Source organism: Hydrotalea lipotrueae, from assembly GCF_019249625.1.
GTDB lineage: Bacteria > Bacteroidota > Bacteroidia > Chitinophagales > Chitinophagaceae > Hydrotalea > Hydrotalea flava.
This window is the reverse complement of sequence record NZ_JAESDL010000001.1, coordinates 356,166-370,733: the sequence shown is the minus strand read 5'-3', so window position 1 is coordinate 370,733 and position 14,568 is coordinate 356,166. Positions and strand designations below refer to the sequence as shown.

General features: G+C 36.0%; 12 protein-coding genes and 1 pseudogene. 6 read left to right on the top strand and 7 right to left on the bottom strand.

The genetic code is table 11. The features are described 5' to 3' along the window. Positions 1-69: 69 nt before the first annotated feature. Complete coding sequence (locus tag JK139_RS01690) at positions 70-1,446, top strand: hypothetical protein (RefSeq protein WP_074419501.1); 1,377 nt, start codon at positions 70-72, stop codon at positions 1,444-1,446. A gap of 301 nt (positions 1,447-1,747) precedes the next feature. Here the strand turns inward: JK139_RS01690 and JK139_RS15940 are convergent. From JK139_RS15940 to JK139_RS01670, 4 genes and pseudogenes are all read right to left on the bottom strand, one after another. Then, positions 1,748-2,199 (bottom strand): annotated as a pseudogene (locus tag JK139_RS15940) (IS1634 family transposase); the annotation flags it as partial. A 304-nt stretch (positions 2,200-2,503) separates the two neighbouring features. Further along, on the bottom strand, positions 2,504-4,951 hold the full coding sequence (locus JK139_RS01680; RefSeq protein ID WP_218330428.1) for an outer membrane beta-barrel family protein: 2,448 nt from the start codon (positions 4,949-4,951) through the stop codon (positions 2,504-2,506). 279 nt (positions 4,952-5,230) lie between these two features. Beyond that, positions 5,231-6,517 carry a prolipoprotein diacylglyceryl transferase gene (locus JK139_RS01675; protein ID WP_074419505.1) on the bottom strand — a complete coding sequence of 429 codons (1,287 nt, stop codon included), beginning with the start codon at positions 6,515-6,517 and terminating at the stop codon, positions 5,231-5,233. Positions 6,518-6,664: 147 nt separating this feature from the next. Beyond that, a complete protein-coding gene (locus JK139_RS01670) occupies positions 6,665-7,081 on the bottom strand; it encodes a BrxA/BrxB family bacilliredoxin (RefSeq protein WP_074419506.1) in 417 nt (138 codons plus the stop codon). 192 nt (positions 7,082-7,273) lie between these two features. Here JK139_RS01670 and JK139_RS01665 point away from each other — a divergent pair, with 192 nt between their 5' ends. Further along, entirely contained in the window at positions 7,274-7,675 is a 402-nt protein-coding gene (locus JK139_RS01665; protein ID WP_074419507.1) for an Hsp20/alpha crystallin family protein, read from the top strand. Positions 7,676-7,736: 61 nt separating this feature from the next. On the opposite strand, the gene hutU is transcribed toward JK139_RS01665, so the two are convergent. Together hutU and JK139_RS01655 are read right to left on the bottom strand one after the other, a co-directional pair. After that, positions 7,737-9,416 carry a urocanate hydratase gene (hutU, locus tag JK139_RS01660; RefSeq protein ID WP_074418118.1) on the bottom strand — a complete coding sequence of 560 codons (1,680 nt, stop codon included), beginning with the start codon at positions 9,414-9,416 and terminating at the stop codon, positions 7,737-7,739. 59 nt (positions 9,417-9,475) lie between these two features. Continuing rightward, positions 9,476-9,787 carry a tetratricopeptide repeat protein gene (locus JK139_RS01655; RefSeq protein WP_074418129.1) on the bottom strand — a complete coding sequence of 104 codons (312 nt, stop codon included), beginning with the start codon at positions 9,785-9,787 and terminating at the stop codon, positions 9,476-9,478. A gap of 208 nt (positions 9,788-9,995) precedes the next feature. Between JK139_RS01655 and JK139_RS01650 the strand changes: the two genes are divergently transcribed. Beyond that, a complete protein-coding gene (locus tag JK139_RS01650; protein ID WP_074418119.1) occupies positions 9,996-10,739 on the top strand; it encodes an electron transfer flavoprotein subunit beta/FixA family protein in 744 nt (247 codons plus the stop codon). 74 nt (positions 10,740-10,813) lie between these two features. After that, positions 10,814-11,776, top strand: coding sequence for an electron transfer flavoprotein subunit alpha/FixB family protein (locus JK139_RS01645; RefSeq protein ID WP_074420345.1), 963 nt, complete (start codon positions 10,814-10,816; stop codon positions 11,774-11,776). A 58-nt stretch (positions 11,777-11,834) separates the two neighbouring features. Here the strand turns inward: JK139_RS01645 and JK139_RS01640 are convergent, their stop codons facing one another. Continuing rightward, the gene (locus tag JK139_RS01640) at positions 11,835-12,182 is read right to left on the bottom strand and encodes a HesB/IscA family protein (protein ID WP_074418121.1); all 348 of its coding nucleotides are present in this window, start codon (positions 12,180-12,182) and stop codon (positions 11,835-11,837) included. A gap of 150 nt (positions 12,183-12,332) precedes the next feature. Here JK139_RS01640 and JK139_RS01635 point away from each other — a divergent pair, with 150 nt between their 5' ends. Both JK139_RS01635 and JK139_RS01630 read left to right on the top strand, forming a co-directional pair. Next, entirely contained in the window at positions 12,333-12,845 is a 513-nt protein-coding gene (locus JK139_RS01635; RefSeq protein ID WP_074420339.1) for a DUF7935 family protein, read from the top strand. A 13-nt stretch (positions 12,846-12,858) separates the two neighbouring features. Then, positions 12,859-14,430 (top strand): acyl-CoA mutase large subunit family protein, encoded by a 1,572-nt coding sequence (locus JK139_RS01630; protein WP_074420346.1) that lies wholly within the window; start codon positions 12,859-12,861, stop codon positions 14,428-14,430. Positions 14,431-14,568: the final 138 nt, after the last annotated feature.

The following is a 14,568-nucleotide window of genomic DNA, read 5'->3' as shown; positions in this document are numbered from 1 at the left end:
TAAAATCATTAACGCATAAAAAGTATGTAAAACTGATATATGATTTTATAAAACAATAAACATAAACACATGAAAAAACTTTTATTGGTTGCCTTTTTTGCAGTAGGCTTAACAGCTTTAAAAGCGCAGGATTTTAAAAAAGTGCAAACGGCATTGTTACTGAACCAGGTAGAAAATGCCAAGACAGAAATTGATAAATTAATGCAGGAACCCAAAGCACAAGCCAAAGCAGAAGGCTGGTTCTGGAAAGCCAAAGTGTATGCTGCCTTGTTTAAAGATGATAAAACCAGAGAAAAATATCCCAATACAGAGGTAACTGCTGCAGAAGCTTTTAAAAAATACAAAGAAATGGATCCGGACTATAAAATTTTAAAAGAAAATGGTGGTCAGGATATTCCATTTAACCTCTACGTTACTTCATTTAGCCAGGGTGTAAAAGAATTCAATTCCAAAAAATGGGATTCGGCCGCTTTTTATTTTGGTTATGCAGTTGATTACAGTGATGTAATTTTTGAAAACAAATGGAGTACCGCCAAAATGAATTTTGACACTACTTCCATTTTATATGCTGCTTATGCCAATCAGAATGACAAAAAATTAGATAAAGCGTATCAATACTATGGCAGACTTGCAGACAGCTCTGTTCATGGAAAAGAATATGAGGATATTTATAAATTTTTATTGGTAAGCGCCAGCAACAATAAAAACAAAGCCGATTTTGATAAATGGCTGGGCATGGCCAAAAAATTCTATCCAAATGGGGAATGGGATGATTATGAAGCCGATTATTTGAATAAAAATTATACCCTTCAGGAAAAAGCTGATTTATTTGATAAGGAAGATGCTGCCGGGACATTAACCGCTGCAAAATACCTTCAGTTTGGTGAGATGTTTGCCAATATACCCAAAGATGAGAAAGATAAATTAGACAGTACACAGGAAGTTTATTACAAAAACAAGGCAAGATTGGCTTTTGAACGTGCTTATACAAAAGATACTGCCAATGGTATTGCCGCTTACAATGCCGGTGTGTTGTATAATTTAGAGTTTAATGCATTAGATGATAAAATGAGAGACAATATTCGTTCACTCCAAAAATTAAATGCCGCAAAAGCCGATATTAAAGATCCAAAGAAAAAAGCAGCGTATGATGCACAAATTAAACCACAGGTAGATGCCATTAAAAAAGCCAATGCAGAATTAGATAAACCTGCTGCATCAGCTGCCGATAGCACTATTACATGGTTAGAAAACGCTTATAGGGCTTTAAAAGCTGTTCCTGATAAATCATCAGCAGAAAAAAATTGTTACAATAAGTCGTTAGATATTTTATACAATATGTATACTTACAAGCGTGATAAATCGAAGGCTGACCAAAAATTATTTGATGCCTACGATGCAAAAGTTAAATTCTATGATCAGTTAATTTCTGCAAACGGAAATTAATTAATATTTCAATTTCTCACTAAAAAAACTCATAAACATTTGTTTGTGGGTTTTTTTATGACTATGACTTATCAAAGTAACTTGATTTTTTGTTAGATATCCACCGCATTAAATAAGGTGATGGCCTTCCAATTTGTAATGCTATATTAATTTCTTAATTGTTTTATCCTGTTTAACATAATATAAATTATAGGATAAAATATAGCTGCACGAAATCCAATGCTCATTTTGTCAGCTATAATGTATATTATGTCTCCGCTTCGCTGCGGGCTGCGCCTAAATAAAAAGTGTTGTTGTTGTGGATAATATGTTTTGCTTTTTCAATTTGTTTTTCCATTTCATACTTATCCTTGCGGTATCGAATCGAAGAGTAGCTGCAAATCAGGTATCCATTATCTGTTTTTATTCTAATATTTTTACCATCTTCACGAGTGATGCTTTTGTCAATTTGTTTCATCAGTTCATTTGACAAATTACCCAATCTCGCACCTACAATGTAATTGATTTCATTTTCCTTTAAAGCCTGAATATTTTCAGTGCTAATCATTGCTGCATCGGCAACTACCGTACCGGAATAATAGTATGTCCCTCGAAAGTGTTGCCTGCAAATACTTCATCAGCTATCGGAAAGCCTTCCTTTGTAACCATCAGGACAACTAAAATCTGTGGTTGCTGGGATTTGTTGTTTTTGGAAAACCCATCTTTGCATAACTCATCTTCGTCAAAGGTTTCAAAGTACAAAGTCGTTACATCTGTTGTGACATTTATTCAATAAGATCTTTGGCAATAAACAGCAAATCGGATTGCTCCTGCTCGTTATATGTGCAGTTCCAATATGCCTTACAATTACTCTCTTCCTGTTTTCTATCTTATAAACTTGAATCGAAACTGAGTTTGTAGCATACTTTATTTGCCTGATTTTGTACATTTTGACCCATTAGGTCAGCAAATTATCAAAAAAATTAAAATAAATATCATATTATCAGTAACTTATAAATTAGCGAAAATATGGGTGGACAAGTCGGGCGCAATGCATGTACAAACTTTGTAACTTAGGTTAATTATTTGATTTAACTCTGGATGCTTCATCAATAGCACCGGCACTTTTACGGGGTGCTACACCGGCCTTTCCCTTGGCAAAGCGATAGGTAAAACTGATATTGAATACACGGTTATCCCATCTATTATATAATTGAACATCAACGTTTTGAAAATAGCTATATCCACTAAAATGTTGAAGGTTCAGGAAGTCGCGGCAATTTAAACGTATGGTACCTTTATTTTTTAATACTTGTTTGCTGATGGCAAAATTTAACTGGCTCATTTCATTGGCAACTATGGTACCTTCCTGCGTTTGCGTTCTATAGAAGCCACCCAGTTCCATATTCAATCCTTTTTTTACCTCAAAACTACTGGTAAAGTTGGTATTGTAATTAATGCCTGAAACATGTATGGGTCCCTGATTAACAAAGCCATCATATTGGTTGATATTCAATTGATTATACCAGTTTATCTTCCAAAATTTAGTGATTGGTAAAGCCACATTTACACTTAGTGTATAATTCTGTACTTTAGCAATATTATCATTCTTTACATACGTAGTATGTGTGCTATCAACCTGGTTAAATACCTGCGTGATTAAATCATTAATCACTCCATAACTTAATCCGGTTGTCAATAATCCTTTGTAAATATGATTCAACTCAATATTCTGGCTGATTTGTGGCAGTAAATAAGGGTTACCTACACTGTATGTGTACTTATCTAAGAAATAATAAAACGGATTTAAATCTTGATAATCAGGACGTTGTATACGTCTTCCATAATTTAAAGAGAATTGATTCTTATCATTGGGTTTATAACTTAAAAAGAAAGTTGGAAATAATTGAGTATAATTCCTATCAAATGATACACCGTTAAACAATTGAATACCTTTTGCATGAGTGTTTTCAACCCTCGAACCCAATTGTATACTCCATTTTTTAGACAATTCCTTACTAAATGAAACATAAGCGGCATTAATATTTTCTTCATAAATAAAATGATTGCTTTGTGTACTATCCATCACCCACTGATTGTTTTGCTGATTATAGTAGCTGGAAACATTATCGGTTTTTACATAACTAAGCTTGAACCCGGCCTCCATTTTAATTTTATGCTTTAACATTTGTGTATAATCAGCTTTGGCTGAATATATATTGATATCTGAGGGCAAATTACCTTTCAATAATTGATCTGGCAGCATTTTATTGCCAGTATTATCGTAAAAAGAATTGATGAACATTTGGTCGTTTAGCGTATTATAATGCACATAATCAACATCCATGGTTAATTCCTTGCCGGTACTATCAAAAACATGTCTGCCATTTAAATTAAGGGCCACATTATTCAAATTGCTGTTTATTTGAGAAGCTGCTTTCGTGGTACTTTGTAATATACTATTCGGATCTAAAATATTGGTGGTATTTCCGTTATTTTCTGTTGATGGGTTAATAAAACCATTTACAACGAATCCCAATGTTGTTTTTTTAGAAGCATAATAATCCATGCCCACTTTATAGGAAACATTAGTTTGCCGGCGCTTCATGTTTGTTTGTTGTTTAAAGATGGAAAGAATATCTTCCCCATTATTGGTACGAAAATTTCGGGTAATATTTAACTCCTGATATCCGCCATAATAGTTGTACCCAAAATTTCCGAACAAATTCACCTTATTTCTACGATAATTCAGGTTAATACTGTTGTTGCTTTTGGGGTACACACCCTGGCCATAACCAACTGTTACACTACCATTATAACCCATCGTTTTTGATTTTTTGGTTTTAATATTAATGATACCGGAGTTACCGGCTGCATCATATTTGGCGGGTGGGTTGGTCATTAATTCAATTTGATCAATTGAACTACTTGACATGCTTTTCAATAAGTTAGCTAAATCTGTTGCACTTAAATAAGAAGGTTTTCCATCTATCAAAACCAAAACACCAGGCTTCCCTTTCATGCTGATATTGCCATCTTTATCTACTAATATGCCGGGCGACTTTTCCAACACCTCCATAGCAGTTAATCCGGTATTAGAGGGTGAAGCCTCTACATTGATAACAGTTTTATCTAATTTCTGCTCAATAAATGGCTTTTTTGTGGTTACAGTTACGCCAGTCAATTCCTTTTCTTCAGGTTTTAAACGGATATCAAGGGTTTGTGCAAATGCCAATTTAATTGGATTAGAATAATAAGTTTCATACCCAATGGCCATTACTTTAATGAGGTAGTTTCCTGTTTTGAGTTGCTGAAACATAAACTCGCCTGATTTATCTGAAACCGTCATTTTAATGGTTGCTGAATCTGATGCATTTAATACCATAATATTAGCAGCTTCAATAGCTCTTTTCTGAGCCGATACCTGGCCTTTTATGGTGAAGCTGGCAGTAGTTTGGGAACGTACAGTAGCAACAAAACCTGCTATTATGCTCACTAAGATGAATAAAAATGTATTTTTTTTCATGATGTTTATTTTTTTAGTTCTGGTATATAAATATTACATAACAAAACTAAGTAGCATGTTAAACATAGTACATTGTTTTATATCGGAAGGCATATTTTAAAGGATGAATGGCAGAAAGGTAGGAAGAAAGAAAAAGGACGATAGCATCATCAGTAGTTTAACGAAATACTTCTGCATTCGTTACACCCTTGTAAACAAAATCTGTTAAAAAGATGGAGAAAAAAATGCCATCCCAAAAATAAATCGAAATGGCATGCATGTAATAATTATAAATGCGGTTTAGCTATGGGCCGGGTATTGTGGTAATTTAATTTTCTTTGAATAAAAATACAATACTATACCTGAAACAATCAATGCGGATGAAATAAGCTCGGCTTGTGTTGGTTGAAGTCCCCAAAAGTGGTATCGGGTATTTACCCGTATTTTTTCGATGAAAAAACGTTCTAACCCGTTCAAAATGAGGTATATGGCAAATATTCTGCCGGGCGTAGTAATTTTTTTGCGGATTATCCACAATACTGCAAACAATATCAAACACATTACTATTTCATACAAGGGTGTAGGGAAAACTCCAATTGGTAAATAAGAACAATAATTACCGGTACAATCAGCAAAACGAACGCCTTCATTTACTACATTGTGTGGATAATTATAAGCAAACAACCAATTGGGTAAACCCCAAAATGAATGCACAGAAAGGTGTTCTATTTTAAAGGTAGTAAACTGCTCGCTGTAATAATGCTGATTGGCTTGTAATGCCCTGGTAAACTGATCTACTGTTGCAGTCACCAATTTACCCTGAGCATTGCTTACATAAGCACTGTTCAAAATTCCCCAGTCCCCATCACCGGCAACCTGGCAACCAATTCTGCCCAAACCATACGCCAGCATTAAAGCAGGTGCTGCGGCATCGCAAAGGGCAATAAAAGGAATATTGTGTTTTTTGGTATAGAAATACAAAGCAATGGTTGCACAAATTAATCCACCATAAAAAGTAAGTCCGCTGAAAGATATAAGAGAACCAATAGGGTCACTGATAAAATCATCCCAGGTTTCAAGGCTATTAAAAATTTTAGCTCCTGCAAACCCAAATATGGCAGCATAAATTACAATATCACCCACCCGATCCTGCGGCCATACTCTAATAATTCTTTTTTCAGGTTTTGCTAATTTTTCTTTGTTTTTTTCCCGCCATTTTAATGCTGCAAATAATACACCCAACAAAATACCCATTGGTAAATTTCCCTGAGCAGATAAAATAAAACTTTGCGGATCCGTCAGAGCTGTTGGTATCAAAAATGCACCCACAATTTTAAATCCCATGATGAATCCAAGAAAAAAATTCAGCAATAATTCCTGCGTCGTGGCTGCCCCTCCTACTAAAATTGTTTTTTCTGTATAAGTTAAAATGCCTGCTGACTGTTTACGTTTCAATTCCAATGTTAATATCCATGCAGATATTACAAAAGAAAGGGCTACAAAAAAACCAAATGAATTAATTAATTTCAATCCGTTCCATTCAACCCCAAATAAGTCTTTGAATACATAATACAGGTTTGGATACATAGCCTTTTTTTGATGTGAAAATTTGAATTGCAATGTTAACTAGAAAATGCCAAAACTTTAAATTATTCTGTATGGTTGCATAAAGAAAAGTCCCGTAGAAACGGGACTTTGTACATTACTAACACATCTATAACAAAGTACAAAGAATTAGTTGCAATATTGTTCAAATTCATGAATTAAATATTGAGCAATCACTTGTGCCGGTCTTCCTTCAATTTGATGGCGCTCAATCATACTCACTAATTTGCCATCTTTAAAAAGCGCAATAGCAGGTGATGATGGCGGATAAGGCAATAAATGTTCTCTGATCTTGTTTACTGCCTCCATATCAAAACCTGCAAAACTGGTTACCAAACGAGTGGGTTTTTTGGTTGCATTATGCACTGCCATTAAAACCCCGGGTCTGCAGCTACCTGCTGCACAACCGCAAACAGAGTTTACAACTACAAGTGTTGTTCCTTCTTTTTGAAGGGTGGCATCTACATCGACCGCTGTGAGCATTTCCTCAAATCCACTTTCGGTTAATTCAGCCTTCATGGGTATTACAATCTCTTCGGGATACATATTTTCTGTTTTAGAAAGCAAAATTAATCAAAAACCGCATCATTGAATCAGTCAATTATTGCTTTTTACCTGAATCGAAAATGCCACAAAGACATACGAAATAAAAAAATAATGCCATTATGGCATAAATTATTTATATTTTTCTATTGGAATAAGATTTGAAAAGCTTTGTAAGAAAAAAAATTAAAAATTATGCACAATCGCACAACACAACACAGTTATATAAACCACGATCCATTTTTGAATACTTTAAATGGAATGAGTAGAAATTTTTCTGTTCCTGTTAATATTTATGAATCCTCCAATGCATTTGAAATTGAATTAATGGTACCAGGTAGAAATAAACAAGATTTTCAATTGAAAGCAGATAAAGGGCTATTGACAATTGAATACCAACCTACACCTGTTGAAAATGAAAAAAAGAAAATTGTACAACAGGATTTTACTGCCCACGCCTTTAAAAAAGTATTCAGTTTAACCGATGACATTCAAACTGATACTATTCAGGCAACTTATCAGGATGGTATTTTAAAGGTAGTATTGCCCATAAAAGCTGAAAAGACACCTATAACAAAAACCATTGCGGTTCAATAATTCAAAAATCATTATTTTTAAACTGCCTGTTGAAATGAACATTTTAGAACAGGCAGTTTTTTTAATGCAGGCGGTCTGTAATGCTCAAACCATTTTGTCGAAGCATTTCCAGCGCAGTATCGTAACCTGCATCTGCATGCCGAATTACGCCCATTCCGGGATCATTTCTTAACACCCGTTGTAATCTTTTTGCTGCGGCATCTGTACCATCCGCCACAATCACCATTCCCGCATGAATGCTATAGCCCATTCCTACCCCGCCGCCATGATGCAGACTTACCCAACTGGCTCCGGCAGCAGTATTAATTAATGCGTTTAAAACAGGCCAATCGGCCACAGCGTCACTTCCATCTAACATGGCTTCCGTTTCTCTGTTAGGCGAAGCAACAGAACCGGTATCCAAATGGTCACGTCCAATAACAATTGGTGCTTTCACAATACCCTTTCTAACCATTTCATTAAATGCTAACCCGGCCTTTTCTCTTTCGCCTTGTCCGAGCCAACAAATTCTGGCGGGCAACCCCTGAAAGGCAATGCGTTGTTGTGCCATCATAATCCATTTTTTTAAGCCTGCATTTTCAGGAAACAATTCAAGTATACATTGGTCGGTTGCAGCAATATCGGCAGGATCACCGCTGAGTGCTGCCCAACGAAAAGGGCCTTTCCCTTCACAGAACAATGGACGAATATAGGCAGGGACAAACCCCGGAAAGTCGAATGCATTTTGCAAACCTGCTTCCTTTGCCCTAGCTCTGATATTGTTGCCATAATCGAAAGTAATGGCACCATTTTTTTGCAGGGTTAGCATGTAGGTAACATGCAATTTCATGCTTTCATAACTTAAAGCAGTATAAGCCTCGTGGTTATCATGACGCAATACATTGGCCTGCTCATTAGTTAGGGTATGTGGAATATATCCGATTAAAGGATCATGGGCCGAGGTTTGGTCGGTTAAAATATCAACCGGAATATTTCTTTCAATCAATCGTTCCAGCAAATGAACTGCATTGCAAAGCACCCCAATACTTAAAGCTTGTTTATTCTTTTTTGCGTCTAAAGCTTTATCTATTGCTTCATCAATTGCCAGGCATTTTATATCCAGATAACGGGTTTGTAATCTTTTATCAATACGCCATTCTTCCACTTCGGCTACCAGACAAACACCATCATTCATAGTAACAGCCAGAGGTTGTGCACCACCCATACCGCCTAAACCGGCTGTAATAGTTAAAGTACCTGAAAGTGAACCATGGAAATGTTTTTTAGCTACAGCAGCAAATGTTTCAAATGTACCCTGTACAATTCCTTGTGAACCGATATAGATCCAACTACCGGCAGTCATTTGACCATACATCATCAATCCCTTCTTCTCCAGCAAATCAAAATGTTCCCAGGTAGCCCATTTGGGCACTAACTGCGAATTTGAAATTAAAACCCTGGGCGCATCTTCATGTGTGGTTAAAATTGCAACCGGTTTACCGCTTTGTATCAAAAGGGTTTCATTGTTATTTAAATCTTTCAGCGCTTTAATAATCAAATCGAGTGATGGGATATTTCTGGCAGCCTTTCCTCTCCCGCCATATACAATTAATTCTTCCGGCTTTTCTGCTACTTCAGGATTTAAATTATTCAATAACATACGCAAAGCAGCTTCCTGAACCCAACCTTTGCAGTTTAAATGATTTCCGACGGGTGTTTTATATTTCTCCGGATGAAATACAGCAGATTCAGTTGCTAACATGACAATCGTTTTAGCATTAAAGTTATAAAAAATTATATAGTCAGCACTTTTAAAATACCTTAATAAATCAAATCTTCATAAGCAGATTGCAATTCGTTATAAGTATGCTGATCATTGGCATTTTTTGCAGCCAGCATTCCTTTTTCATACCATTCAATAGCTAATGGCGTTTGTTCCAGCCTTTCCAGCAGTTTTGCCAGATGATAGTAACTGCCTACATAATCGGGCGAATCGGCTAAGATTTCTTCAAACAGTATTCTTGCTTTCAGATCATCTCCCATTTTTATGTATTCCAATGCAAGTGAATGTCTTAAAAAATTATCCTTTGGATTTTCTTTCAAAAAGTTCTTTAACTGCTCAATTCTATTCATTTTTAAAAATTTTGTGCAGCAATTTATTGGGTTAGAAAAAATAACAGGTACAAATTTTAAAATTAATGGAAGTTTTTTTGAACGGCACATGCTTTGTATAAAAAGCTTATTATATTTGCTAATAGTTGCATAAACAACTAATTTATTGAATTAGTGCACAAATGTAACAAATGGTTGAAAAATATTGTTTCATCTAAAAAACGCACATATGAAAATTTTGGTTTGTATTAGTAAAACACCTGATACTACTGCAAAAATTGCTTTTAAAAACAACAATACGCAATTTGAAGATGCAGGTGTTCAATGGATCATCAATCCTTATGATGAATGGTATGCATTGATAAAAGCGATTGAATTAAAAGAAAAAGATCCTTCTGTTATTTTACATTTAATTACGGTTGGTGGCGCTGATTGTGATGCCATTATTCGTAAAGCACTGGCCTTGGGTGGAGATGAAGCTATTAGAGTAGATACAGAAAGTGATGATAGTTATGTAATTGCTACACAAATTGCTGCTGTTGCAAAAGAAGGGAGTTATGATTTAATTTTTACAGGAAAGGAAACCATTGATTACAATGGCTCTGCATTAGGTGGCATGGTAGCTGAAATGTTGCAGATGCCCTACATAGCACTTGCTACACAATTTGAGTTGAATGGAAGTCAGGCAAAAGTTACGAGAGAAATAGAAGGTGGTGAAGAAGTTGATGAAGTAACACTTCCTGCTGTCATTAGTTGTCAAAAAGGAATGGCCGAACAACGCATCCCTAATATGCGTGGCATTATGGCTGCCAGAACCAAGCCGTTAAAAGTGGTTGCACCTGTTGCCACAGAGGCATTAACCCATATTGTTCAATATGAATTACCACCTGCAAAAGCCGGTGTTAAATTGGTGGCAGCAGATGATGTGGCTACGTTGGTTAAACTATTGCATGAAGAAGCAAAAGTAGTTTAAGTATTCAAATACATCCAAGGCATTGAAAATGCACTTGGATGCCAAATATATTTCATTCGAAAAATAAAAAAAATATGTCAGTTTTAATATTTATCGATCAGTCAGATGGTCATTTAAAAAAAGCATCTTTTGAGGCCGCAGCCTATGGGGCAGCTATCGCAAAACAATTCAATACCAATGCATTGGCATTGGTGTTGGGAAATGTGGCAGACGATCTAACGCAATTGGGTAATTATGGTATCAGCAAAGTATATCAGGTCCAAAATGACAGTTTCAATCATGTAGATGCGCTGGTATTTGCGCAAGTAATTGCTGCAGTTGTTAAACAATTAGAAGCTTCAGTAGTAGTATTCAGCCATACACAAACCGGTAAAGCGGTTGCACCCAGAGTGGCCGTTCAGTTAAAAGCAGGCTTGGTTGCAGGCGCCTGTGCATTGCCCGATACCACCAATGGTTTTGTAGTTAAAAAAACAGTATTTAGCGGAAAGGCATTTGCACTGGTAAATATTATTTCTCCAATTAAAGTGATATCATTAAATCCAAATAGTTTTGGTATACAAACCTTCTCTGGCATTGCTTCTATTGAATTATTGGATATTCCTGTACCACCTGCTTCAGTAAAAGTATTGGCCACCAACAAAATAAGTGGGGAGGTTCCATTAAGCGAAGCTGATATTGTTGTAAGTGGCGGGCGTGGTTTAAAAGGTCCCGAAAACTGGGGAATGATTGAAGATTTAGCACATGTATTACATGCTGCTACGGCTTGCAGTCGACCAGTAGCAGATGCACACTGGAGGCCACATCATGAACATGTGGGACAAACTGGCGTTCAAATTGCACCAAATTTGTATATTGCTATTGGTATTTCCGGAGCCATTCAGCATTTAGCCGGTGTAAACAGAAGTAAAACCATTGTGGTAATTAATAAAGATCCTGAAGCACCCTTTTTTAAAGCAGCTAATTATGGCATTGTAGGTGACGCATTTGAAGTAGTGCCCAAATTAACAGCTGCCATAAAGGAAATGAAAAGCAAATAACTGTTAATAAAAAAGCCTCGTTGCAATAACGGGGCTTTTAAATGCAATAGCTATAATGCTACACAGCAAATGAACTTCCACAACCACAAGTAGCTGAAGCATTGGGATTCGAAAAAGTAAAACCTCTGTTGTTCAATCCATCCTGCCAGTCAATTTGCATACCATACAAATACAATTCGTGGCTTTTATTCATTAAAAATGGTAAGCCCTCCACTTCATAAATATGATCTGCAGGTTCTTGTTTATCAAATCCTAAAACATAAGTCATGCCGCTGCACCCCCCTCCTTTTACGCCCACCCGCAAAAGTTTGCTGTTATCAAAACCTTCTTCCTGCATCAAACGCTTAATTTCCTGCAAAGCACTTGTTGTAAAACTTACCGGTACAGATGTTGTTACTGTTGACATACTAAAAATCAATTTCTATAAATACAATACAAATTTACATTCGTTTCACAATTTAATGAATCAAAGCATTTACGTTTAACGAAATTTAGTATATAAGTGAATGGTGGTATTCCATTTACTTTCATCTATTTTTGTTTAAAATATGACAGAATGAATAACACAGTGATTTTTAGTATATTAATAGCCCTTTTAATTTTGAATGTGTTGTGGAATAACTGGCCGGATAAAAATAAAACGAAGGAATCTGCATCCGGCCAAAATCTCGCAAATGATGCCAACACAAAACTAATGCAACTGCAGGCCTATGAAAGACTTGTTTTACTTGTTGAAAGGATTGCACTTCCCAACTTAATTGCCCGATTAAATACGCCGGGTATTTCTGCAAGAGAAGCACAAGTATTATTAACCCAAACCATCAAACAGGAATTTGAACATAATATTACGCAACAAATTTATGTAAGTGCCGATGCCTGGAAAGCTGTTAAAAATTTGAAAGATCAAAATATTTATATCATCAATCAATTGGCGAATAATTTACCACCCAATGCTTCGGGAGTAGACCTAAACAAATTATTGTTAGAATATTTAATGACAGATAAAAAAGGCAATTTATATGAAGTAGCCAGTGAAATTATTAGCCACGAAGCCAAACAGGTTTTGTAATAAAATGAATGCTATGAGTTTAGAAGAAAAAAAAACAGATGCAGGCATTACCATACAACCGGTGTATAGCGCAAAAGATATACTTCCACTAAAAGATAAAATAGTAACTGAAATGCCGGGGAAATTCCCATTTACCAGAGGAATTCAACCGGATATGTACCGGGGCAAATTATGGACAATGCGCCAATATTCCGGATTTTCAACGGCAGAAGAAAGCAATAAAAGATACCATTATCTATTGGCACAGGGTGTTAGTGGTTTAAGTGTGGCATTTGATCTTCCCACACAAATTGGGTATGATAGTGATCATCCATTAGCTGAAGGCGAGGTCGGGAAAGTGGGTGTTGCCATTAATAGTATTGAAGATATGGAACAATTATTTGCTGGCATTGCACTTGAAAAAGTATCTACTTCCATGACCATTAATGCAACCGGTTTTATTTTATTGGCTTTGTATGTAGCGCTTGCTAAAAAACAAGGGGCCGATTTGACAAAAATTTCAGGAACCATACAAAACGATATATTGAAAGAATATGCTGCCAGAGGCACTTACATATACCCCCCTAAACCCTCCATGCGCATTATTACCGATATTTTTGAATGGTGCTCAAAAGAATTACCTAAATGGAATACCATATCAATTTCAGGATACCATATTCGCGAAGCCGGCAGCACTGCCGTTCAGGAAATTGCTTTTACACTCAGTAACGGTAAGGCCTATGTGCAGGCTGCTTTAGAAAAAGGATTGGATATTAATGTATTTGGAAAACGGCTCTCCTTTTTCTTTAATGCACACAATCATTTATTTGAAGAAGTAGCCAAATTCAGAGCGGCCAGACGGATGTGGGCGCAAATCATGCAATCGCTGGGCGCAACCGATGAAAAAGCAATGATGCTTCGTTTTCATACACAAACAGGCGGTAGTACACTCACTGCACAACAGCCTGTCAATAATATTAGTCGTGTTACTTTACAAACAGTTGCAGCCGTTTTAGGTGGCACACAAAGTTTACATACCAACGGGTATGATGAGGCGTTAAGTTTACCTACAGAAGAAGCAGCCAGAACTGCTTTAAGAACCCAGCAAATTGTAGCGTTTGAGAGTGGTATTGCTGACACGGTTGACCCGCTTGCAGGTAGTTATTTTATTGAATCGCTTACCAATGAAGTGGAGCATAAAGCTTGGGAACTGATACAACAAATTGATGCTATGGGCGGAAGTGTTGCTGCCATTGAAGAAGGATTTATTCAAAATGAAATAGCAAAAAGTGCATACCATTATCAACAACAAATTGAATCGGGTGAAAAAGTTATCGTAGGCGTTAATCAATTTACAGTAGCAGATGATACCACCATACCTGGGTTTAAAATTGATGATAGTATTCGCTTAGTTCAGATAAAAAAACTAGAACAGTTAAGAGCAAAGCGCAATGCTGCTGACGTAGAACGTTGTTTGAATAATATTAAAACCGCAGCCATACAAAACACTAATTTAATGCCGGTAGTAATTGAGGCCGTTGAACATTATTGTACTTTAGGGGAAATTGCAGATACACTACGAGCTGTTTTTGGAGAATTCAAATAGAAAATTTCAATTGATATTTGTTAAAAATATTGGAACTATACAAAAAGGATTGTCTTAAAGTTTTAAGTTGTTCAATAAATGCCATAATTTAAATTGTTGAAAAATGATTAATTATACTGTTGAATTAAATTTGAAGCT

Excerpts from the sequence above, each read along its gene's own strand:
- JK139_RS01645 (WP_074420345.1), top strand. The coding sequence starts at position 10,814 with ATGTCAGTTTTAATATTTATCGATCAGTCAGATGGTCATTTAAAAAAA.
- JK139_RS01640 (WP_074418121.1), bottom strand. The coding sequence starts at position 12,182 with ATGTCAACAGTAACAACATCTGTACCGGTAAGTTTTACAACAAGTGCT.
- JK139_RS01655 (WP_074418129.1), bottom strand. The coding sequence starts at position 9,787 with ATGAATAGAATTGAGCAGTTAAAGAACTTTTTGAAAGAAAATCCAAAG.
- JK139_RS01680 (WP_218330428.1), bottom strand. The coding sequence starts at position 4,951 with ATGAAAAAAAATACATTTTTATTCATCTTAGTGAGCATAATAGCAGGT.
- JK139_RS01670 (WP_074419506.1), bottom strand. The coding sequence starts at position 7,081 with ATGTATCCCGAAGAGATTGTAATACCCATGAAGGCTGAATTAACCGAA.
- JK139_RS01650 (WP_074418119.1), top strand. The coding sequence starts at position 9,996 with ATGAAAATTTTGGTTTGTATTAGTAAAACACCTGATACTACTGCAAAA.
- JK139_RS01690 (WP_074419501.1), top strand. The coding sequence starts at position 70 with ATGAAAAAACTTTTATTGGTTGCCTTTTTTGCAGTAGGCTTAACAGCT.
- JK139_RS01630 (WP_074420346.1), top strand. The coding sequence starts at position 12,859 with ATGAGTTTAGAAGAAAAAAAAACAGATGCAGGCATTACCATACAACCG.
- JK139_RS01675 (WP_074419505.1), bottom strand. The coding sequence starts at position 6,517 with ATGTATCCAAACCTGTATTATGTATTCAAAGACTTATTTGGGGTTGAA.
- JK139_RS01665 (WP_074419507.1), top strand. The coding sequence starts at position 7,274 with ATGCACAATCGCACAACACAACACAGTTATATAAACCACGATCCATTT.
- JK139_RS01635 (WP_074420339.1), top strand. The coding sequence starts at position 12,333 with ATGAATAACACAGTGATTTTTAGTATATTAATAGCCCTTTTAATTTTG.
- hutU (WP_074418118.1), bottom strand. The coding sequence starts at position 9,416 with ATGTTAGCAACTGAATCTGCTGTATTTCATCCGGAGAAATATAAAACA.